Origin of the sequence: Mycolicibacterium pulveris, from assembly GCF_010725725.1 — a bacterium.
Classification (GTDB): domain Bacteria; phylum Actinomycetota; class Actinomycetes; order Mycobacteriales; family Mycobacteriaceae; genus Mycobacterium; species Mycobacterium pulveris.
Genome location: NZ_AP022599.1, coordinates 4,998,901 through 5,020,230 on the forward strand (window position 1 = coordinate 4,998,901; position 21,330 = coordinate 5,020,230).

The 21,330-nt window shown below is 66.6% G+C and carries 21 protein-coding genes and 1 rRNA gene; 11 read left to right on the forward strand and 11 right to left on the reverse strand.

Features of this window, described 5'->3' with window-relative positions; genetic code table 11:
• Positions 1–56 precede the first annotated feature (56 nt).
• The 6 genes from G6N28_RS24265 to G6N28_RS24290 all read left to right on the forward strand — a co-directional run bounded on the left by G6N28_RS24265 (position 57) and on the right by G6N28_RS24290 (position 6,286).
• Complete coding sequence (locus G6N28_RS24265; protein ID WP_163906591.1) at positions 57–1,187, forward strand: acyl-CoA dehydrogenase family protein; 1,131 nt, start codon at positions 57–59, stop codon at positions 1,185–1,187.
• Positions 1,184–2,389 (forward strand): acetyl-CoA hydrolase/transferase C-terminal domain-containing protein, encoded by a 1,206-nt coding sequence (locus G6N28_RS24270; protein ID WP_163904817.1) that lies wholly within the window; start codon positions 1,184–1,186, stop codon positions 2,387–2,389. Before G6N28_RS24265 ends, G6N28_RS24270 begins: the two co-directional genes overlap by 4 nt.
• Positions 2,376–3,272 (forward strand): SDR family NAD(P)-dependent oxidoreductase, encoded by an 897-nt coding sequence (locus G6N28_RS24275; protein ID WP_163904819.1) that lies wholly within the window; start codon positions 2,376–2,378, stop codon positions 3,270–3,272. The genes G6N28_RS24270 and G6N28_RS24275 overlap by 14 nt, the downstream gene beginning before the upstream one ends.
• Before the next feature lie 19 nt (positions 3,273–3,291).
• Positions 3,292–4,491 (forward strand): acyl-CoA dehydrogenase family protein, encoded by a 1,200-nt coding sequence (locus G6N28_RS24280; protein WP_163904820.1) that lies wholly within the window; start codon positions 3,292–3,294, stop codon positions 4,489–4,491.
• Between the two features lie 29 nt (positions 4,492–4,520).
• The gene (locus tag G6N28_RS24285) at positions 4,521–5,471 is read left to right on the forward strand and encodes an acyl-CoA dehydrogenase family protein (RefSeq protein ID WP_163906592.1); all 951 of its coding nucleotides are present in this window, start codon (positions 4,521–4,523) and stop codon (positions 5,469–5,471) included.
• A gap of 74 nt (positions 5,472–5,545) precedes the next feature.
• Positions 5,546–6,286: a FadR/GntR family transcriptional regulator gene (locus tag G6N28_RS24290; RefSeq protein WP_163904822.1), complete on the forward strand. Its 741-nt coding sequence runs from the start codon at positions 5,546–5,548 to the stop codon at positions 6,284–6,286.
• A 3-nt stretch (positions 6,287–6,289) separates the two neighbouring features.
• Here the strand turns inward: G6N28_RS24290 and G6N28_RS24295 are convergent, their stop codons facing one another.
• From G6N28_RS24295 to G6N28_RS24305, 3 genes are read right to left on the reverse strand one after another with little or no spacing between them, the layout of a single operon-like run.
• On the reverse strand, positions 6,290–7,099 hold the full coding sequence (locus tag G6N28_RS24295) for an enoyl-CoA hydratase/isomerase family protein (protein ID WP_163904824.1): 810 nt from the start codon (positions 7,097–7,099) through the stop codon (positions 6,290–6,292).
• 10 nt (positions 7,100–7,109) lie between these two features.
• The gene (locus G6N28_RS24300) at positions 7,110–8,270 is read right to left on the reverse strand and encodes a thiolase C-terminal domain-containing protein (RefSeq protein ID WP_163904826.1); all 1,161 of its coding nucleotides are present in this window, start codon (positions 8,268–8,270) and stop codon (positions 7,110–7,112) included.
• Positions 8,267–9,490, reverse strand: coding sequence for a Zn-ribbon domain-containing OB-fold protein (locus G6N28_RS24305; protein ID WP_163904829.1), 1,224 nt, complete (start codon positions 9,488–9,490; stop codon positions 8,267–8,269). The genes G6N28_RS24300 and G6N28_RS24305 overlap by 4 nt, the downstream gene beginning before the upstream one ends.
• Positions 9,491–9,592: 102 nt before the next feature.
• Between G6N28_RS24305 and G6N28_RS24310 the strand changes: the two genes are divergently transcribed.
• The 5 genes from G6N28_RS24310 to G6N28_RS24330 all read left to right on the forward strand — a co-directional run bounded on the left by G6N28_RS24310 (position 9,593) and on the right by G6N28_RS24330 (position 14,830).
• Positions 9,593–10,456 (forward strand): SDR family oxidoreductase, encoded by an 864-nt coding sequence (locus G6N28_RS24310; RefSeq protein ID WP_407665025.1) that lies wholly within the window; start codon positions 9,593–9,595, stop codon positions 10,454–10,456.
• Between the two features lie 13 nt (positions 10,457–10,469).
• Positions 10,470–11,618, forward strand: coding sequence for an acyl-CoA dehydrogenase family protein (locus G6N28_RS24315; RefSeq protein WP_163904831.1), 1,149 nt, complete (start codon positions 10,470–10,472; stop codon positions 11,616–11,618).
• Positions 11,615–12,712, forward strand: a complete 1,098-nt coding sequence (locus G6N28_RS24320) for an acyl-CoA dehydrogenase family protein (protein ID WP_163904833.1) — start codon at positions 11,615–11,617, stop codon at positions 12,710–12,712. The genes G6N28_RS24315 and G6N28_RS24320 overlap by 4 nt, the downstream gene beginning before the upstream one ends.
• Before the next feature lie 29 nt (positions 12,713–12,741).
• Positions 12,742–13,947 (forward strand): LLM class flavin-dependent oxidoreductase, encoded by a 1,206-nt coding sequence (locus G6N28_RS24325; protein ID WP_163904835.1) that lies wholly within the window; start codon positions 12,742–12,744, stop codon positions 13,945–13,947.
• Between the two features lie 112 nt (positions 13,948–14,059).
• A complete protein-coding gene (locus G6N28_RS24330) occupies positions 14,060–14,830 on the forward strand; it encodes a hypothetical protein (RefSeq protein ID WP_163904837.1) in 771 nt (256 codons plus the stop codon).
• An 8-nt stretch (positions 14,831–14,838) separates the two neighbouring features.
• Here the strand turns inward: G6N28_RS24330 and G6N28_RS24335 are convergent, their stop codons facing one another.
• From G6N28_RS24335 to rrf, 8 genes are all read right to left on the reverse strand, one after another.
• Positions 14,839–15,501, reverse strand: coding sequence for a TetR/AcrR family transcriptional regulator (locus tag G6N28_RS24335; protein WP_163904839.1), 663 nt, complete (start codon positions 15,499–15,501; stop codon positions 14,839–14,841).
• Between the two features lie 58 nt (positions 15,502–15,559).
• The gene (gene recN, locus G6N28_RS24340; protein WP_163906594.1) at positions 15,560–17,326 is read right to left on the reverse strand and encodes a DNA repair protein RecN; all 1,767 of its coding nucleotides are present in this window, start codon (positions 17,324–17,326) and stop codon (positions 15,560–15,562) included.
• Complete coding sequence (locus G6N28_RS24345) at positions 17,326–18,246, reverse strand: NAD kinase (RefSeq protein WP_163904842.1); 921 nt, start codon at positions 18,244–18,246, stop codon at positions 17,326–17,328. The genes recN and G6N28_RS24345 overlap by 1 nt, the downstream gene beginning before the upstream one ends.
• Complete coding sequence (locus G6N28_RS24350; protein WP_163904844.1) at positions 18,243–19,049, reverse strand: TlyA family RNA methyltransferase; 807 nt, start codon at positions 19,047–19,049, stop codon at positions 18,243–18,245. The genes G6N28_RS24345 and G6N28_RS24350 overlap by 4 nt, the downstream gene beginning before the upstream one ends.
• 6 nt (positions 19,050–19,055) lie before the next feature.
• On the reverse strand, positions 19,056–19,232 hold the full coding sequence (locus G6N28_RS26790; RefSeq protein WP_170307915.1) for a hypothetical protein: 177 nt from the start codon (positions 19,230–19,232) through the stop codon (positions 19,056–19,058).
• An 8-nt stretch (positions 19,233–19,240) separates the two neighbouring features.
• A complete protein-coding gene (locus G6N28_RS24355; RefSeq protein WP_163904846.1) occupies positions 19,241–20,263 on the reverse strand; it encodes an HAD-IIA family hydrolase in 1,023 nt (340 codons plus the stop codon).
• Position 20,264: 1 nt separating this feature from the next.
• The gene (locus tag G6N28_RS24360; protein ID WP_170307916.1) at positions 20,265–21,101 is read right to left on the reverse strand and encodes a tetratricopeptide repeat protein; all 837 of its coding nucleotides are present in this window, start codon (positions 21,099–21,101) and stop codon (positions 20,265–20,267) included.
• 57 nt (positions 21,102–21,158) lie between these two features.
• Positions 21,159–21,273 (reverse strand): 5S ribosomal RNA (gene rrf / locus G6N28_RS24365).
• Between the last annotated feature and the right edge of the window lie 57 nt (positions 21,274–21,330).

A 21,330-nucleotide genomic window follows, 5' to 3' on the forward strand; every position in this document is an offset into this window, starting at 1 on the left:
TCTCTCTACGGGAGGCGGGTGCGGTGCCAACAGCGGGGCGCGGCGCAACCGCGCAGATCTCGGTGGAGGACGGTGCGCAGCTGCGCGAAGAGGTGCACCGCTTCCTCGAATCGGCGCCCCGGCCGGCCGGGTTGCGGGACTACGGCGCCACGCCGACCGTCGAGGATGTCGAAGCCGGCCGCAAGTGGCATCGCTATCTGGCCGAACACGGCTACACCTGCCTGCACTGGCCACGTGAATACGGCGGGGCCGAGGCATCGGTGTTGTTTCAGGGGATTTTCGCCGAAGAGTGTGCGCGAGCCGGGGTCCCGCGACAGCTCAACATCACCAGCGTCGACCTTGTCGGCCCGGTCTTGATCGAGTTCGGGACAGCGCAGCAACGGCGGCGCTTCCTTGAACCGATCCGGCTCGGTGACGAGATTTGGTCGCAGCTCTTCTCCGAACCCGGTGCCGGCTCGGACCTCGCGGCGCTGCGCACCAGAGCCGAACGCACCTCGCGGGGCTGGCGGGTCGATGGCCAAAAAGTCTGGAGTTCCGCCGCCGCCGTCGCCGACTACGGGCTGTTGCTGGCACGTACCGGACCGCGCAAACACCTCGACCTCTCCATGTTCGCGGTGCCCATGGACGCCCCCGGCATCTCCGTGCGTCCGCTGGTGCAGATCGACGCCGAAAGCAAGTTCAACGAAGTGTTCCTCGAGGGTGTCGAGCTCGGATCAGACGCCCTCATCGGTGAAGTCGGTCAGGGCTGGGAGATCGCGCTGGTGGCGCTCGGCCGGGAACGGCTGACGCTTGGTGCGCAGGCGGTTTCGATGTTTCGGTTCCACGAAGAGTTGCTCGACGCCGCGCGTGCGCATGGCACGCTCGACCCGGCGCTCTCGCGGTCCATGACCAGGCTCTGGGCTCGGCTGTGGCTGCTCCGGTCCACGTGGCAGCGCGCGATCGACGACGGCAATCTGACCTCACCGGCGTTCTCGGTGCTCAAGCTGATGACATCGGAGACCGATCGAGACCTCGGGGATATGGCGACCGACGTGCTCGGAGTGGATGCCTGTGTCGATCCCGTCGACGACGACCTGGTCAAACACATGCTCGTCGGCCGGGCACAGACGATTCTCGGCGGTACAAGCGAAATCCAGCGCAACATCCTCGGCGAGCGTGTCCTCGGATTACCCAAAGAGCCGCAGTGAGTTCCGCACTGGTAGCCAGATTGTCGAGCCGGCTTCGCCCGGGCAGCACTGTCGCGCTGGGTGACGGTGCCGGTGCGTTGCGCCGGCTGACCGACGGGACCTCGGTGGGAGCTGCCATCAGCGCCGCTGCACGTGCCGTCGGTTCGGTGCGGTTGCTGCTCGGCTGGATGCCCCGCGCGCCCGAGGGTATCGAGCCCGACGCCTTCAGCGAAGTGATCGCCCTGATGCCGGGCTGGGGATTGCGCGCCGTGATGCGTTGCCCCAACGCGCGATTCGTCCCCAGCAGCGTGGCCGGCTGGCCGGCACTGCTCCGTGGTCCCCTGCGGCCTGCCGTACTCGTCACCCGCCTCGTGCGCGGGGGCCGAGGACTGCAGTTCGGCGCGGAAGTGTCCTACCAGCGCACACTCGTCGACGCAGGCGTGGAAGTTCTGGGGGTAATCGATGACACGGCACCACGAGCCAGCGCGCTGCCGCCGATCGACGACGAACAGGTCCGTGTCGTCGGTTACTGCGATGACGGCCCCGCCGAGCTGTCCGGTAAGGCACCCGACTCCACCGATGACGCGCTAGCCGATGCGGTGCTCAAGTTCATCCCTGCCGGCGCCCGACTTCAGTATGGACCCGGTTCGGTGGGTACGGCGTTGCTGCGCCGAGCACAGGTGCCGCTACGAATCGATACCGGCATGCTCACCGACGCGGTGGTCGACCTGGATCGTCGCGGATTGCTGGAAGGCACGCCGTCGGCCACGTACCTGGCGGGAACCGACAAACTGTACCGCTGGGCGGATGACCGCGCGATACTGCGAGGAATCGAATTCACCCACGACCAAACCCGGTTGGCCCACGACGACGGGCCGTTCATAGCCGTGAACACCGCCGTTGAGATCGATCCCGTAGGTCAGGTCAACGTCGAAGGGATCGGCGCCGACGTCATCGGCGGTATCGGAGGGCACCCCGACTTCTGCGCCGCGGCCCGCATCAGCCATGGCGGCCTGTCGATCATCGCCGTTCGGTCCGCGACCGGGCGGGCTCCGCTCGTGCCGGAACTCAGCAGACCGGTGTCCACCTCTGCCCACACGATCGATCTCATCGTCACCGAATCCGGCCACGTCGACCTGCGCACCGCGGACTGGTCGGAGCGCCGCAAGCTGGTCGCCGACTTGTTCTCTACCGCAAGGAGTCACATCAATGCCGGCACTTGACGGCCGTGTAGTACTAGTTACCGGAGGCGGGCGAGGAATCGGCCGATCTCACTGCCTCGCGTTGGCCGCGGAGGGTGCGGCCGTGGTGGTGAACGACCCCGGTGTCGGGAAGGACGGCAGCGGCGGGGACGCCGGACCCGCCGCCGACGTCGTGGCCGAGATCGAGGAGGCCGGCGGAAAGGCGCTGGCCCACAACGGTTCGGTGACATCATGGAACGATGTAGCCGACATGGTCGACGCGGCCGTCTCGACCTTCGGCACCCTGACCGGGGTGGTGAACAACGCGGGCATCGTCCGCGATGCGATGTTGACCAATGCCAGCGAAGCCGACTGGGACGCCGTGATCGACGTGCATCTGAAGGGTACGTTCGCCGTGACCAAACACGCGGGGACCTACTGGCGGTCACAAATGAAGGCAGGCAGGCCGATCGACGCCCATATCGTGAACACGGTTTCCGGCGCCGGGCTTTGGGGCAATGTCGGTCAGGCCGCCTATGGCGCGGCCAAAGCCGCGATCGCCAACCTCACCGTCGTCTCCGCGCTGGAGATGCGCCGCTACGGCGTTTCGGTCAATGCCATCTCACCGCTGGCAACCACCAGAATCAGCGAAGGGTATTTCGGCGGCCGGACCGACGATTCCGCGCTGGACCCCCGACGAAGCTCTGCAGTGGTCGCCTGGTTGCAGTCCGGCGAGTCGTCCTGGTTGACGGGGCAGATACTGCGGATCAACGGCCACCGACTCAGCCGGATTGACGGATTCACCGAAGCCGCTACCAGTTATACCGCTAAAAACGGTGTGCACCTTGAGTTTTCGGAGGTCGGCCGAGCAGTCAGCTGGATTTGGGGCACCTCGCCGCGAGGCCTGACGGATACGGCCGGCTGATTTCCTGGACGGAGGTTCGATGTCCCCGATCACACCTGAGTGCGCACATCGGTACGTAACCGATGTCGCCTTCTATGAGCAGGGGTTGCGACAGTACCTTGCCGATCTGGACTGGGCACAGGACTGGAGAAGCGCGGCGTTCGACTGTACGGAAGACGCGATGGCGCACGACGCCGACATCCTGGGCAGGCTGTACGAGGCCGGCTGGAACCGGTTCGGCTGGCCCGCCGCGGCGGGGGGCCTCGGCGGAAACGAAATCCATCGAGCGGTCTTCTACCAAGAGCTTTCGCAAGCGCAACTGCCTGTGCCTGCACAACTGTGGACGCTCGAGACATTGGGGCCGACCCTGTTGAAGTTCGCCCCAGATGTCGGCGCCGAGTACCTCCCCCGCTACCTCGGTGGCCTCGAGTGGTGGGGCCAGTGCTTTTCCGAACCGGATTCTGGAAGCGACCTCGCCGGGCTCCGCACCAGAGCGCTGGACCACGGCGATGCTGGCTTCAGCATCAATGGCCAGAAGATCTGGACGAGCCAGGGGGCGACCGCAACCCGGTTGCTCGTGCTCGCCCGCACCGGGTCCCAGGAAAGCCGCCATCGGGGCTTGAGCATGTTCTTCACCGATGTCGACACCGCGGGCGTGACCGTACGACCCATCGCGCTCGCCGGTGGGCGCAGAGAACTCGCCGAGGTGTTCTTCGATGACGTGCGGGTGCCGCGTGATCGTCTTGTCGGCGACCTCGGGTGCGGCTGGGCTGCGGCGATGTACCTGATGCAGTTCGAACGGGGAATGTACGGCTACGGCGTGACCACCAAGATGCTCACCATGCTGGGCCGACTGCGAGATGCGCTGTCGGAGAGGGCGTGCACGGTGGCCGATCGAGTGCGCTTCGCGCAGGTGTACATCGACGTTCTCGCTGCTGAGGCGCGCTCAGCGGGCACGGTGCGCCGCCTCGCCGCCGGAGACGTGATCGGCCCGGACAGCAGCGTCGACAAGCTGCTGTTCGGCCGGGCCGAAAAGGACGTCAACGATCTGATCTTCGACATGCGGCACGGCGCGCTGGCATTCGGTGAAACCAAGAGCAGCGCTGAGGAACTCGATACCGCACGTGCCGAGTGGTGGTATTCGCGAGCCGCGACGATCATGGGTGGCTCCGCCGAGGTTCAGCGGGGCATCGTCGCCGACCACGTCCTCGACCTGCCGAGGGAGGTGAGGCCGAAGTGAAGTCCGAACTGCACGATGAATCCTGGTCGATGATCGAAGACGCGGTCTCGAGGTTGTTCACCGAGATCGCGGGCGTCGGCCACGCTCCGATCGCCGCACGGCTGGCTCGACTGGGGTGGGCCGATATCGAAGCGACGTACCCGGACCGGGCGTGCCAACTGCTGTTTGATGCCCAGGGCCGCATGCTGACCCATACCGATTGCCTGCACCAGGTGATGTTGGCCGAGCTCACCGGACGCCTCGATGAACCGGTGGACGGACTGGTATTGCCCGGCCCGTCGGACAGCTGCGCGCCCGCTTCGCAGGACGGACAGATACGAGGTGTCGTGATCGGCCCGCCCGCCGGAGTCCTTGTCGTGCCTGTGGCGGGCGCCGACGGAGTATCGCTTGGCGTGGTGGATGCCGATGACCTCCAGACCGCGGCCCTGAACACCTTCGACCCCTCCGTGTGCTGGCACCTGGTCAGCGGACAGCTCGCAGGACCGCTGGTCGACGCCACCAAGGAATGGCCTCTCGCTGTTGCTGCCGCCCACCGCGCGCTGGCCACTGAGTTGGTTGCGATATCTGATGAGATCCTGTGCATCGCAATCGAACACGCGAAGGTACGCATCCAGTTCGGGATGGCGATCGGGTCGTTCCAATCGGTTCGGCACGCACTGGCCGAGGTGGCCGCCAAGTTGGAGGGCGTTCGTGCGCTTGTCGGCGAATCGTGGCGGCACCGCGATCGGCTCATCGCACAGGCAGCCAAGGCCGCAGCCGGTCGTGCGCACCGAGCCGTGTCCGAAACGGCGATGCAGGTGTGCGGCGCCATCGGCCTCACCGACGAGCACGATCTGCATCGCTACGTCGCTCGTGGGATACAGGTGGACGCCTTGTGCGGCTCCCACCGGCAACTCGAGGAGGCGGTGGCGGAGCGGGTGTTCGCCGACGGCGCCACGGGAACCGGGTTGCCACCGGCGGTGACCTGGGACGGGGGATGACACGGACTGCTACATACGTGGGCTAATGTGTCAAACAGTTAAGTGGTTTTACACCAGGCAGGGCGGAGAGCGATGTGGAAGTCACCAATCTGCGTGAACCGAAGATGGCGAACAGGGTCGCCGCCGCACTGCGGAAGATGATCGTTCGCGGCGAGATCCCCGAAGGCACCATGCTGCCGCCGGAATCGGAACTGATGGAACGGTTCGGCGTGTCGCGACCGACGCTGCGCGAGGCGTTCCGCGTCCTCGAATCCGAGGACCTGCTCCACATTCGCCGGGGTGTGCGTGGGGGCGCCCAAGTCACACGGCCGAAGCGCGAAACCCTGGCCCGGTTCGCCGGTTTGATCCTGGAGAGCGAGGGCGTGACGGTGAAGGATGTCTACGACGCCCGTATCGCGCTCGAGGTGCCGATGGTGGTGGAGCTGGCCGAGGAGCAGGACCCGAAAGTGATCGCTCAGCTCGAGGAGATCATCGAGCGCGAGTCGCAGCTCGAGCCGGGACCCCAGGCGGTCGACCAACTGACCGATTTCCATGCGGCGATTGCACGACTCTCGAACATCAAGACGCTGCAGATCGTCAGCGAGATGCTGCACCACATCATCGAGAAGGCCAATCGATCGCTACAGCCCACGGTGGGGCCCCGCGCCGAACAGGCGGCGCGGCGATCCGCGAAGACTCATCGGATGATCTTGGAGCTGATCAAGGCTGGCGAAGCCGAGAAGGCCGGTGAGCTGTGGCGGCGCCACTTGGAGAAGGCCGAAGAATATCTGTTCGCCGGTTCGGAGTTGGGGACCATCGTCGAACTTCTCGAATAACGACTACTCCGCCGAACGTGCCCGAAACGCGGCCACCCGGTCACGGAACTCTCTGGTGGAGAACGACGTGTACTCGGCCGCCAATGCGTAGTCGAGGACACCCAGGGCGGCGCGGGACAGGTGCATGTTCATCGCGGTCTTGGTGGAGCACATCGCCTGCGCGGGCAACGCGGCCAGGCGCTCCCCCAATGCGAGGGCCTCTTCCAGTTCGGTGCCATCGGCCACGACCCGGGTAGCCAGGTTGAGTTCCTTGGCGATCGATGCGGTGATCTTGTCTCCGAGCAGCACGTACTCTTTGGCCTTCATCATGCCGACGAGAAGTGGCAGCATGGCCGCGCCGCCGTCACCGGCCGTGAGCCCCACGGCCACATGGGGGTCGGCCAGGTAGCTGCTCTCCCCCATCACAAGCAGGTCCGACAACAGCGCCACCGAACAACCCAGTCCCACCGCCGACCCGTTGACCGCGGAGACCAAGGGCTTTCCGAAGTTGATGAGCTCGATAAACACGGTGCGCGCCTCGGCGATCTGGAACGCGCGGGCTTCCGGGTCTTCGATGAGCCGACCGAACATCACCATGTCACCGCCTGCTGAGAAGGCCCTGCCGGCACCGGTGGTGACGACCGCCCGCACATCGGAGTCAGCCATCAGCACGCGCCAGATACCCGCCAGCGCATGGTGTACCGACTCATCGACGGCATTCAACGCCTCCGGGCGATTGATGGTGACCACATGGACCGCACCGATCTTTTCGACCAGCAGCGCAGGTGCGAACTCCTCATAGCCCGTCAATGTCACAGCTTCCGAAGTCGTCATGAGATTCCCTTCAGCCCTTCGTGTTCGACAGGATCGTGACCGCAGAGACGGCGGTCGGTCCCCCGATGTTGTGAGCCAGCGCCCATCGCGCCCCGTCGACTTGGTTCTCGGCCTCCCCACGCAGCTGGTTGAACAGCTCGTAGCACTGCGCGACGCCGGTGGCGCCGGGCGGGTGGCCTTTCGCCTTCAACCCACCGCTCGGATTGACCGGTATCGAACCGCCGACGTAAGTATCGCCCGCCTCGATCAATTTGTGAGCTTCAAACCGGTTGGCGAAGCCCAGATCCTCGTAGCTGATCAGTTCCACTCCCGTGAAGCAGTCGTGCACCTCGGCCACGTGAATGTCGCGCGGCATGATCCCTGCCATCGACATCGCCGCCCTGGCTGCCCGCACTGTCGGCGGGAAGGTCGTCATGTCGTTCTTGTGCTGGTGCATCACGCGGTCCATGCCGAGCCCGACTCCCCGTATCCACACCGGGCGATCGGTGTAGTTGTCCACGACGTCTTCGCCAGCCAGGATGACGGCTGCCGCCCCGTCGCTCTGAGGTGTGCAGTCGTAGAGCCCGAACGGGTCCACCACCGTCGGTGCCGCCAGGGCCTTCTCCACCGTGATCTCGTAGCGCAGTTGAGCTTTCGGGTTGGTGAGCGCATGGAAGTGGTTCTTGACCGCCACCATGGCCATGTGCTCTCTCGTGGCAGGTGACTCATGTAGATAGCGGGCCACGTGCAAGGCGAAGTTGGCCGGCGCCACCAGGCCTAGCGGGTAATCCCAGGCATTGTCGCGGGTGAGTGCGGCCCATTCCCAGAATGTCTTGTTCGTCGCCGTTTCTCGTACCTTGTCGGCGCCGAGGACCAGCACGACGTCATACAGCCCGCTGGCTATGGCCAAGGTGCCATTGCGGATCGCGTCGTTTCCGGTGGCGCAGGCGTTCTCGACGCGTGTCACAGGGATACCGGTGAGGTCGAGGGTATCGGCCAAAATACCCGCCGGATAGCCGTCGGTGGTCATCAGTTCGCCGAACCAGGCGGCCTCGATCGATACCTTGTCGATGCCCTTGTCCACGTGCGCCACCGCGTCGGCGTATGCCATGGGTAGCAGGTCTTTGATGCCGAGCTCGAAATGCTCGTCGAACGGCGTCATGCCAGCACCGACGATCGCGACGTTTCTCATGCCTGCACTCCTTGTAGCGTGCGCCCGGGCCAGAACGCGTATCCGTAGTCGGGTATCCCGCAACGGTCGGCGATCTTGCGCAGCACCACCGAGCCGGCCTGCCCGATGGTGGCCTCACCTGGCGACACCCCGGTGAGCTTGAGTAGCACCCGCACCGGGCTGTCGTCGAGTTGGATGACGGCGATCGAATACGGGCTCGGAAGGTCGGGTACCGGAATTCGGATCGTCGTGTGGGTGTAGATCGTGCCGGTCCGCGGCAACGGCGTGAGCCGGTAATCGGTGGCCAGTTGCCCCGCGTCGCCGACGCGCGTACGTGGCGGAAACTGCGGCATCGCATCGACTCCCGGAATTTCTTCGAATATCGCTGCCTCCCAACGCAGCTTCGGCTCGAACGCACGGGCGTAGGCGGCCAGCGAGATCGGAATCCCGTCGCCCTCGTCGATGCGAACCGCCGGTAGTTCGCGTGCGGGAGCCTCATCGCGAGCCACCCGCGGCGGCGTGTCGCCCGCCGTCAGTACCGCCGCGCCCACCGTGGACTGCTCGACCGCGATCACCAGCCCCGAGGTGCGGGCGTCGATTGCGTCGGCGATCAATCGGATCACGCCTGACGCCGACGTCGTCGGGTCCTCGATCGCGCCCGTGGTTTCAAGACGTCCGTCGAGCTGAGCGGCGCTGGTTCCGGCGACCGCGGCAACGGACAGCCGGCCGTCCGGAAACAGGCCCGCCAACGTGGAGCGCACACCGATCTCGCGTTGCAGCCGAGGGTCGAGATACTCGTAGCGCGAGCCGTCGTCACGCCGGGCGACGAGGGGGAGACTTCGGGTCCGCCGCCCGGCCTCGGTCAACTCCGCTCCCTCCCCCGGCGCGCCGGTGAGCACCGCGGCGGCGCCGGGCGTGGTCGCCGAGTCAGCCGCGATCACCAGCGTGTGCGGAGCCGCCGCCAAAATCTGATCCAGCGCCGCGGGACCGCCGCCGAGGACTTCGCTCACCGGGCAGCCTGCGCCGAGCGACAACCCGGCCAACAACACCGCCCCGTTTCCGCCCTCGAGCAGCGGGAAGTTTCGTGACACCATCACCACCCGCCGCGCGGTGGCGTCCGGATCGGCGGCGCGGCCCGCGGCAACCGCCATGGTCAGCCCATCCTCGTCGAGTCCTGCGGCGCGCCGTCCGGCGTGCTGCCATGGCGGCAGGTATGTCCCTATCGAGCGAATCCAGGTCATCAATCCTCGCTACGGTGGGCCGCTGTTCGCGACCAATGACTAAATGAGATATATAGTTATATCATTTGTTGGATCGTGGGCACCACGGAACGGGAGGCGCCAGTGGGCAACGATGAAACTCGCACACTGGAGGGACGAGTGGCGCTGGTGACCGGGGCCAGCCGGGGGATCGGACGGGAGATCGCGGTGCGTGCGGGCCGCGACGGCGCCAAGGTCGCCCTGCTGGCCAGGACGGATATGCCCGATCCCAGGATTTCCGGCACGTTGTGGGAGGCGGCGGATGCGGTACGCGCCGCAGGCGGCCAGCCATTCGTCGTGACCTGTGATCTCCGCGACGGCGCTCATGTCACGGCCGCGGTCTCGAAGACGGCCGAGCGGTTTGGCGGGATCGACATCGTCGTGAACAACGCCGGCGCCCTGGACCTGCGCCCCACGGCCGAGCTCTCACCCACGGGTTTCCAGCGGCTGATCGGGGTCAACGTCGCAGGCGTATTCGCCGTCACCCAAGCGGCTTTGGGCTATCTGCGTCAATCGGATAATCCGCACGTACTCAACATCTCGCCGCCCCTGCAGCTTGACCCGTCGTGGCTGACACCGCACGTCGGCCATACCGTCAGCAAGTACGCGGAAAGCCTGCTGACCATGGGATGGGCCGCGGAACTCGCCGCCGACGGCATCGCTGTGAACTCACTGTGGCCGGCGACGACCATCGCGAGCACCGGCATGCTGACGGTGATGGGCGAGGATGTCGTGAACGCGCAGGCCCGGACACCCGAAATCATGGCCGATGCCGTACACGCACTCGTGACCCGCCCGGCTACCGAGTGCACAGGCGGGTTCTACACCGACGAGCAAGTGCTGCGGGAAGAAGGTGTGTCGGACCTGTCGGGCTACCGGTTGGCCGCCCGGGAGGAGGACCTCACCCCCAACTTCTACCTGACGCCCACCGCGCCGCGATCGACCTAGGAATGTCAAGCCGGTGAACCACTTTCAAGAACTGTCGGCCAATGAACCCGAGCTGGCAGAGCTACGTGCCGACATTCGCGACTTCCTCTCCACCGATCGCGATAAGTACGGCTGGCGGCCCACCGTCGACTCCTGGCTGTCCTGCTGGGACGAGGAGTTCAGCAGGCGGCTCGGCGACGCCGGCTTCATCGGCCTGACGATTCCTCGCGCCTACGGCGGACAAGGACGCAGCCACCTACACCGCTACGTGGTGACCGAGGAACTGCTCGCGCATGGCGCGCCGGTCGCCGCTCACTGGACGGCTGATCGTCAACTCGCGCCCAGCCTGTTGGCCTATGGCAGCGACGAGCAACGCCGTCGCCTGCTCCCCCAAATCGCCACCGGCAGATTGTATTCGGCGATTGGGATGAGCGAAGACGGCGCCGGATCGGACTTGGCCGCGGTGCAGACGAAAGCGATCCGGGCCGACGGAGGTTGGCTCCTCAACGGCACCAAGATGTGGACCAGCGGAGCCCATCTGGCTCACCAACTGGTGGTGCTCGCCCGCAGCAGCCCACTCGACACGCGCCATCGCCACGCCGGCCTCAGCCAGTTCTTGGTACCACGTGAAGCGGCGGGGGTCACCATCCGGCCGGTCGCATTGTTGTCGGGTGAGCCTCATTTCAACGAGGTGTCCCTCGACAACGTCTTCGTGCCGGACCGTGACGTTCTCGGCGGGATCGGTGACGGCTGGCGACAGGTGACTGAGGAGCTGGCGTTCGAACGCAGCGGCCCCGAGCGCATCTTGAGTACCGCTCCGCTCGTCATCGCCGCGGTCGCAGCCCTACGCGCCGAAACCAATCCTGCGGATCATCTTACATCTCAGCTGGGATACTTGCTGGCACAGCTGATTTCGATTCGCCTGCTCTCGGTGGCGGTCGCGCGCACCCTGGCGGAAGGAGAACCGGCCGTCAACCAGGCCGCCCTGGTCAAGGATCTCGGCACCAGGTTCGAGCAGGACTCGGTCGGCCTTGTCGCAGACCTGCTCGACGAACGCGCATTGGACCCGGACCTTTCCGCCCTGCTCACCGGGGCCTCCCTGCACAAGGCGCTTTTCACGTTGCGAGGTGGCACCAACGAGGTGCTCCGCGGCATCGTGGCCCGCGGGATGGGACTGCGATGAACCCGAATACCGTATTGGCGGGCGGCGTGCTCCATCACTCGCCCGCGGACGATCATTCCGAGCTTCGGCGGCTGGCGTTGGAACTGGGAAAGCGGAGCGCGGATCGGCGGCTCGGCCGGCCAAGCAGGCACCAGAGATTTGACGAGCACCTGTGGCAAAACCTCGAAGACACCGGCCTGACAAGACTGACCAGTGCCGGGGAGCCCGACGCGGGCCCCGCTGAGCTGGCCGTGGTGTTACACGCTCTGGCATACCACGCCTGTGCCGTACCGATTGCCGAGACCGCCCTGCTGTCCTGCTGGCTGGGCGATCGGGCCGGTGTTGCGATGGCCGAATCCGGGCCGTTCACCGTCGCTTTGGCCGATGCTCAGCGTTGCGGCAAGCGTGTCCGTGGCACGGCCGTCGACGTCCCGTGGGCGCGAACGGCAGACCAGGTGGTTCTGGTGGCCCGCACACCCGAGGGCCCGAACATCGGTGTCGCGGAACCGGATGAGGTTGAGGTGACCGAACGGCAGAATCTGGCCGGCGAACCACGCGACCTCATCGGGTTCGACCTACCCGTTGACCGTTTTCGCCGCGTGGACACCTCGCTGGTCACTGAGCTGCTGAGGCGTGGTGCGTGGGCACGGTGCGTGCAGAGCGTCGGAGCACTGGACGCGGCAGCGGAGTTGACGCTCGACCACACCCGTGAGCGTATTCAGTTCGGCCGGTCACTCAGTGCTTTCCAAGCGGTCCAGCAGTCGCTGGCGCAGATGGCCGGCGAGGTCGAGCGGGCGCGCGCGAGCGTCGCCCTGGCGGTGGCGGCCGCGGCCGACTACGGCTTCGGCGCCGCGCAGACCGACTATGCCGTCACCGTCGCCAAGGTGGTACTCGGGCGCGTCGTCAGGTCGGCGACCGCGCTCGCCCACCAACTGCACGGTGCGGTCGGGACGACGCTCGAGCACCGGCTCTGGCTCGTCACCATGCGCGCCCAGAGTTGGATCGCGGAATTCGGAAGCCCCGGCCGCCATGCCCGTCGCCTCGGGCGCATGGTGCTGGCGGCGGACAACCCATGGGACTTCATGGTGGGTGCTTCGATCGGGCCGACACCGTGAACAGCATTCACCGACGATCGGGAGGCAGGATGAAGCCGAGCAAGCTGACCTATCTCAGCAACATGTGGACACCGGGCGGCGACGCGGCCGGAGAATGCATCCGGCAGGCGCAGACCATCGAGGAACTGGGCTACGTCAACCTCAACTGGACCGACCAGACACAGACCTGGCAGTTCCGCGCCGGGTGGCGTCCAGACCTCATCCCCTACGCGGCCGTGATGCCGGACCACGACGCGTGGTTCGACACGTTGACGCTCGGCGCTGCCGTGCTCGCGCGCACGGAGCGAATCATGTTGAGCACCATCATCGATTCGTACCGCCGTCCGGCGAGCGTGCTCGCCCAGGCGCTCAACAGCCTGGACCAGATCGGGCATGGACGGTTTCTGGTGGCCATCGGAACCGGCGAGGACAAACAGTTCGAGCCCTACGGCATGTCTCGCCTCGAGCCCCGAAACACCCGGCTGGAGGACTTCATCCAGACCACGCGGGCACTCATGCTCTCCGACAAGCCGGTGACGCGAGACAGTCAATACAATCCGTTGCGCGACGCCCTCGTCGGTCTGCCGACCTACCATCCCGACCGCACGCTGCCGATCATCATCGTCGGCGGCGGTCCGCGGGTGATGAAGATCATCGGCCGTTCGGCCGACGGATGGGGCACATATCTTCCGGGTTCCATGGCGGACGAGTTGGAGCCGTTCGAGGAAAGCATCGCGCGCATGCGTGCATCGGCGGTGGAGCACGACCGCGATCCCGAGGCGCTGCTGTTGCCGGTGGGTGCCGAAGTGGTGATGTTGTGCGAGGACGCCGATCAGGTGCAGCGCTGCTATGACAGCGTGTACACCCGGATGTCGGTGATGAACTTGACGCCCACCGGGGCCGACTGGAAACGCTGGGGCGGTCGGCATCCGATCGGCGACGACTGGGCTTTGAGCGTCACGCACCGCTCGACGAAGTTCACCTTGGACGAGGTTCAGGACTATTGCGCCAAAGTGCGTCCCGAGGACATCGACCACATGATCTACATCGGCACGCCGGAGGAGGTGGCGGCCAAGTCGATCAAGTGGTATGGAGCGATGGGCGTGCAAGAACTCCCACAGATCCTGCACTGGGACAAGGCCACGTTCGTCTGTCCCGAGCTCGCCGAGATCGGCCCGAGCGGAAAGCCCCGCTGGCACGATCTACACCTTCGATACCTGGAGCGACTTCGCGAACTGCTGGCTTTGCGCACCTGACCGGGTATGGCTTGATCGCTGCCCCTTGGTTATTGACCTGACGATCGTGCCACCATAAAATGTAATCGCTTGATTACATTTTATCCCGGTGAGGCGAAGTACGGAGTACCGCATGGACCAGACAACGATGACGCGAGCCGAACTCGACAGTGTGCGCGCCCGCCAACTCCTGACCGCGTGGTCGGGCCCAGTTCTGGTCGTGCTGTTCTTCCTCGGGCTGGTCGCCTTCATGGACTTCGTTCCGCCGCCGTCGCCGACAAACAGCGGTCAGGCCATTGCCGCGATCTATCAGGACAACCTCCTCAGCATGCGGATCGGCATTGTGATCTGCAGCTTCTCGGTTGCCCTGCTCGCTCCGTGGGGGGCTTCGATCGCCGTGCGGACCCGGCGCACGGAATCGCGGTTTCCGTCCTTCACCTACACCCAGCTCGGCTGTATCGGCACCGGCTTGATGGTCGCGGTGTTGTGCTTCTTGATCTGGGCGGTCGCCGCGTTCCGGCCGGATGACCTGGCTCCCGAATCAACCCGGATGCTTCACGACATCGGTTGGTATCTCTTCCTTTTCGATGTCTCGCCATTCATGGTCTGGATGCTTGCCATCGGCTTTGCCGTCTTGATGAACCGCAGCGGCGAGCGGCTGTTCCCCCGGTGGGCCGGATACTTCTGCATCTGGATCGCACTATGCGAGTCACCGGCAGTGCTGATCCTGTTCTTCAAGACCGGACCGTTCGCCTACAACGGGGTCGTCGGATTCTGGCTTCCGACAGTGGCTTTCTTCGCCTGGGTGCTGGTGATGACGTGGCTGGTGATCACCGAGGTCAACAAGGATCATGCCGAGGCGGTGGCCAGGTTGGAGACCCGGCCGCCAGAGCTGGTCCACTGACCAGATTCTCAGCCCGGCAAGCCGTTTCGCCCACCGGTGTTCGACATGGACCGGAGCACGAAGGACACGATGCCCGCGACGATCTCATCGCGCTGGGGTCGCCGCGACTCTCCTTCGAAAAGCCATTGACCCAGCACCGCAAACGAAAACGGGATACCCAGCGCGATACGGTTGGACATCTTCACGTCGAAACCTGACCATCCGCGCTTCTCTGCTTCGGTGGTGATGACGACCTCGACCCGGCTCAGCAGCGCATCGATCCACTTCGAGACCGCGGCGGCGTCGCTAGGAAGTGCCGCTTCGTGGCTCGGTCTGATCAACGCCAGCACCAAGCTGTGATGTTCGCAGAAAAGGTCGTAGAGCCCGCCCAGCCACTCGGTGGCGGTCTGGTCGGGCGGGTGTGGTTCACGCTGATATGTGTCCCACCTGTCCAAGAACTCCTCGACGAACGCCTCCAACGGCCGTAGCACCGCCGCCTCGTACAGCCCCGCCTTGGAACCGAAATAGCGGAAGATCAGTGCCGAATTGACACCGGCGGCCGCCGCGATGCCTCTGGTCGATGAGCGGTCGAAGCCCTCAGCGGCAAAGGCCTCGCGGGCGGCATCCAATATCCGCTGTCGGGTTACCTCGGAACGCTTCTGCGGCGATCGAGATGGGCGTCCCTCACCCATGAGCGCCCCCCAGGTGAATAGTCATGCACAGCAACTTACTGGCACCGAACCGTGACCATCAGCCGGCGTTGGCGTCGTTTCGCGCCGCGTCCAACAATTCCCGCGCGTGCGCGCGTCCGCTGTCGGATTCCCCCAGCCCGGCCAGCATTCGGGCCAGTTCGGCGACCCGATCGTCGTCCTCGAGGCGACGCACCACGCTGGCCTTGGTGCGGCCGTTGCCGCTGTCGACCACGAGGTGGATGTCAGCGTAGGCGGCGACCTGGGGCAGGTGGGTGACGACGATGACCTGGTGCGTGCGCGCCAGCCTGGCCAGCCGACGGCCGATCTGCACCGCTGCGCGCCCGCCGACGCCCGCGTCGACCTCGTCGAAAACCATGGTGGTGCCCTCGGCGGAGGCCGCCAGAACCACTTCGAGCGCAAGCATCACCCGCGAGAGCTCACCGCCCGACGCGCTCTTGTGCAACGGGAGAAGATCGGTGCCGCGGTGCGCCGCGAACCCGAACTCGACGGCGTCGACGCCGTATTGGCCTGCGTGCACCGTCTGGCCCGACGGCAGGGTAACCGGCGCGGCGTCGTCAGCACGGGCCGGCAACGGCGACACCGAGACCGTGAACTGCGCTCCCGCCATGGCCAGACCCGACAGCTCGGCGGTGACGGCCTTGGACAACCCCTTGGCCGCCTTCGTTCGTGCCTTGGTGAGTTCGGTCGCCGCGGCGACGACCTTGGTCTGCAGCTGCGCGACGCGGCGTTCCAACTCGGCCAGCGCCTCCTCGGACACATCGAGCTGCACCAGGCGATCGCGTGACTCGCGGGCCCACTGCAGCACGCCGTCGATGTCGGCGGCGTACTTGCGGGTGAGGGTGCGCAGCTCTGCCTGCCGGGTCAGCTTATTCTCCAAAGCGCTGGCGTCACTGGGCAATTCCGAGAGGTAGTCGCCGAGTTCGGAGGTGACGTCGGTGATGATCGTCTGGGCTTCGCCGAGCCGCTCGGCGAGCCCCCGCAGCACGGAGTCGTCCGTGCTCTCCAAACCGGCCTTGGCCTGCCCGAGGCTGTCGACGGCCGAAACGGAGTCGTGGGACGGATCATCGTCTGGGGCCCCGGACAACGCGGTGCGGGCGGTCTGGGCGGCGTCACGCAGAGCGTCCAGCTCGGAGAGCCGCCTGATGTCCTCGACGAGCGCATCGTCCTCACCGGGTTGTGGTGCGACAGCATCGATCTCGTCGAGACCGAACTTCAGCCGGTCGGCCTCCTGCGCGATCTCCCGGGCCCGCTGGGTGCGCTCGGCCAGGTCACGCCGGGCCGCCAGCCAGTCGTCGCGCACGGTGCGGTAACGCTTGAGCGGGGTTTCGATGTCGGCGAAGCGGTCCAGTGCCGCGCGTTGTTCGTCGGGCCGCATCAGGCGTAGCTGGTCGTTCTGGCCGTGCAAGGTGAGCACCTGGGCGGTGAAGTTGCTCAACGACTTGGCAGGCACGCTGCGCCCGCCGAGGTAGGCACGGGACGGTCCGTCCCTGCTCACCGAGCGAGCGGCGATGACGCTGCCGTCGTCGTCGCGTTCGGCTCCCGATGAATCGAGGATCTGGTCCACGACCGCGGCCACCCCGTCGCCCAGTTCGGTTGTGGTGAACCGACCTTCGACGACCGCGCGGTTGGCCCCCGTGCGCACCCGGGTGGCGTCGGCGCGGCCCCCACCGAGCAGATGCAGCCCCGTGACCACCATCGTCTTACCGGTGCCTGTCTCGCCGGTCAGGACCGTCAGCCCGCGATCGAACTCGGCGGTCGCGGTGCTGATCGCGCCCAGTGCCTCGATACGGATCTCGGATAGCACTACTGCCCGCGCCACCCCGTGACCGGCAACCGGAACTTGCGCACCAAACGGTCGGTGAACGGTGCGCTGTCAAGGCGGACCCACTTCACCGGGGTGCCGCAGCGCGTGACCTCGACGCGGCCGCCGGCCGGCACGACCATCTCACGGCGGCCGTCGCAGAACACCAGCGCGTCGTGGCCGTGGCCCTCGATCTCGATCGCGATCGCCGCGTCGGGGCTGGTGACCATCGGCCGCGCGAACAAGGCGTGAGCATTGTTGGGCACCACCAGGATTGCCTCCAGGTCCGGCCATACGATCGGCCCGCCCGCCGAGAACGCCCACGCGGTGGATCCGGTCGGCGTCGCGACCAGCACGCCGTCACAGCCGAACGACGACACCGGGCGTCCGTCCACCTCGAGCACCGCACCGAGCACGCCGAGCCGGGGCCCTTTTTCCACGCTCGCCTCGTTGAGGGCCCAGCCACGGTGCACGATCTTGCCGTCGTGACGCACGACGACGTCGAGGGTCATGCGGTCCAGGACCCGGTAGTCGCGCTTGATGATGCGTTCCAGAACGTTGTCGATGGAGTCGGCCTCGGCCTCGGCCAGAAAGCCGATCCGGCCCAGATTGACTCCCAGGACCGGGATTTCGACATTGCGGGCCAGCTCGGCACCGCGCAGGAAAGTGCCGTCGCCGCCGAGGACCAGAACCAGTTCGCAGCCCTCCGCGGCCCGTTCGTGAGCATCCACCACTTCGATTCCGGCGCCGAGCGCGCGCATCTCGTCAGGTGAGAGTTGCACCGGCCCGCGGTCCACCGCTTCGGCTGACAGCATGCGCAACCCGATTCCGTTGTCGCCGAGGACCTTATGCACACGGCGAGCCACCTCGGTGACATCCTCACGTCCGGTGTGCGCCACAAGGAGAACGGCGCGCTCGGTCATTGCGGTCCCTCCGCGACGGCGTCGGCGACGGCCTGCACCAGCGCGTCGCCTTGCAGCGCGGCGTCGGTGCGGGCCCGCAGGTGTAGGAAGTACTCGACGTTACCGGCCGGTCCGGGCAGCGGGCTCGCGGTCACCGCGACGGTGTGCCACTGCAGTTCGGTGGCGCGCCGGGCGACGGCGAGCACCGCCTCGGCACGCAGCGCCGGGTCGGTGACCACACCGCCGGCGCCGACGCGGTCCTTGCCGACTTCGAACTGCGGCTTGACCATCGGAACGATGTCCGCGTCGGGGGCCGCACACGAGGTGAGCGCGGGCAGCACGGTGGACAGCGAGATGAACGACAGGTCGGCCACCACCAGATCGACGGTTCCGCCGATCGCCGCGGCGGTCAACTCCCGCACGTTGGTGCGTTCGGCCACCGTCACGCGCGGATCGCGGCGAAGCGACCAGGCCAGCTGGCCGTAGCCGACGTCGACGGCCACCACTTCGCGGGCACCCCTGTCGAGCAGGACCTCGGTGAAGCCACCGGTCGAGGCCCCGGCATCCAGGCAGCGGCGGCCTTCGACCGTGAGCCCGAAGCGGTCCAACGCCCCGATCAGTTTGTGGGCGCCCCGCGAAACCCAACTGCGTTCGTCGGCCTCGACGGTGAGGTTGGCGGTGACCGCGACCGCGGTGGCCGGTTTGGCGGCGGGCATCCCGTCGATGCTCACCCGCCCCGCCCCGATCAGCTCGGCTGCCTGCTGGCGGGAGCGGGCCAGCCCGCGTCGTACCAGCTCGGCGTCAACACGTGCCCGCCGCGTCACCTACGGTCATCCCTTCTCGACCGATTCGAGCGCCTGAACCAGCAGCTCGTGCGCCTCCTCGAGCCGGGCCGCGAGGGCGTCGATGTCGGCGTCGGCCAGCTCGACGCCGTCTTGGGCAGGATCGGGCAGATCGCCAAGCATCGCCGCGATCTGTGCGCGAATCTGGTCGGGGTCCGTACTCATATCGGTACTTACGCTAGTCGATGCGGCGGGCCGAGCAGGGACCACCGCTGCAAGGCCTGTCGTGCGGTGTCGTCGCCGGCGGTCACGGTGACGGCGCTGCCGTCGAGACCGGCGTTCCACACCGCGCTGGCGGTGGCCCTGACCACCGAGAGCTCCTCGACCGGATCCCGGCCGGTGAAGGAGACCAGCACCTCGGAGGAGTCGAGGTCGACACGCCATGCGGGGTGGGCCCCGATGCGCAGCGCATCGGGGCGGGCGTAGAGCGAACGGAGGTCGGCGGCCAGGTAGTGCGGTCTCTCCCCCACGGGCGCGCGCACCACCTCGTCGGCGGTGCTCACGCCGCTGAGCACCATGAGGCTCGGCAGCCCGGCCGTGTTGGCGCCCGCGATGTCGGTGTCGAGCCGGTCGCCGACCACCAGCGGCGTGCGAAAGCCGCCGCGCGCCAACGCGTCCGCAAACAGGGTGGGATGTGGTTTACCGGCGACCTGCGGTTCGGCGCCGGTCGCAGCGCGCAGCGCCGCCACCATGGATCCGTTGCCCGGCAACAGCCCCCGCTCGGAGGGCAGGGTCAGGTCCACGTTGGCGGCCACCCATAACGCACCGCTGCGGATCGCCAGCGCCGCCTCGGCCAGGTCCGGCCAGCCGGTCTGGGGCGAATGTCCCTGCACCACTGCCACCGGCCCGTCCGACCAGTTCCGGGCCGGTTTCAATCCGACGCGGCGCACTTCGGCGGCCAGCGCATCGGTGCCCACGACGAGCACCACCGCGCCGGGGCGCAGCTGTTCGGCCAGCAGGTTGGCGGCGCTTTGCGCGCTGGTGACGACGTCGTCGGGGGCGGCGGTGAAACCCATGGCAACGAGGTGCTGGGCGACCTCATCCGGCGCTCGTGACGCGTTGTTGGTCACGTACAGGGTGCGGGCGTTCACCGTCGCGAGGGTCTCGACGGCGCCGGTCGTGGGCTCGTGCCCGCGGAAAACCGTGCCGTCGAGATCGAGCAGCAGGCAATCGTGTTCCTCGACAAGGGCGCTCACGTCAGCTGAGCTCCGTGACTCGCTCTTCGGCGTCGGTGGTGCCGTCGACATCGGCCGCCGCGGCGTGGATGAACCACTGCAGCGCGTCGCCTGTCCGGCCGAGAGCCAGCAGCGTTTCGGCGTATGCATAGAAGAGTCGGGCGGCGGTCTGCCCCGTGCGGGCGGGGTCCAGCGGCGGCGACGACAGCACCGCCAGCGCCTGTTCATGCTGCCCGAGATCGGAGCGGGCGCCGGCGACGACGATGCGCAGTTCGTCGGCGTCGTCGCCGGTGAGTTGGGCGGCTTCGTCACCGCGGGCCAGTTCGATCGCGCGTTCGGGACGGCCGACGCCGCGTTCGCAGTCGGCGATCAATGGCAGCAGCGCGGATCGGCTTCCCATTCGCCTCGCTGCCCGTAACTCGGCGAGCGCTTGCGCCCAGTCGCCGCAGTGATACGCGGCGATGCCGACGGCTTCGCGTACGGCAGCGATCCGGCTGGCGCGGGACTTGGCGGCCTTGGCGTGGGCGAGCGCCGCCTCGGGATCGTCCACCAGACGCGCACCGGCGGCCACCAGATGCCGAGCCACCACATCGGCGGTAGCGCGATCCAAAGTCGTGAGTTCCCTGCGTATTTCGGGTGAGAGTTGGTTGGCTTCGATGTCCTCGGGAATGGGTGGCCCGGCGGGGCGCTGTGGTTCTCGGTCGTGTTTGGGTTGTGAGCGACGCGCCCGGTTGGGGCCCGACGAGCGCGGTGCCGACGTTCCCGAAGGTCGTTGCCGGCGCCCACCGTTGCCGCCCTGCCTGTCCTGAACCACGTATGCCTTTCTACCGGACTCGGTGACGCTACAAGAATTCGGCATGAATTCTCGCAAAAAGAATTACCCCCCACGTAATTGTGGGGGGTAATCCTAATTTGTGTTCGGCGGTGTCCTACTTTTCCGCCCGTGTGGGGCAGTATCATTGGCGCTGGCAGGCTTAGCTTCCGGGTTCGGGATGGGTCCGGGCGTTTCCCTGCCGCTATGGACCGCCGTAACTCTATTCACTTTTTTGGTGTCCCCTGTGTGGGGGTTGGTGTGTTTTGGTGGTGGG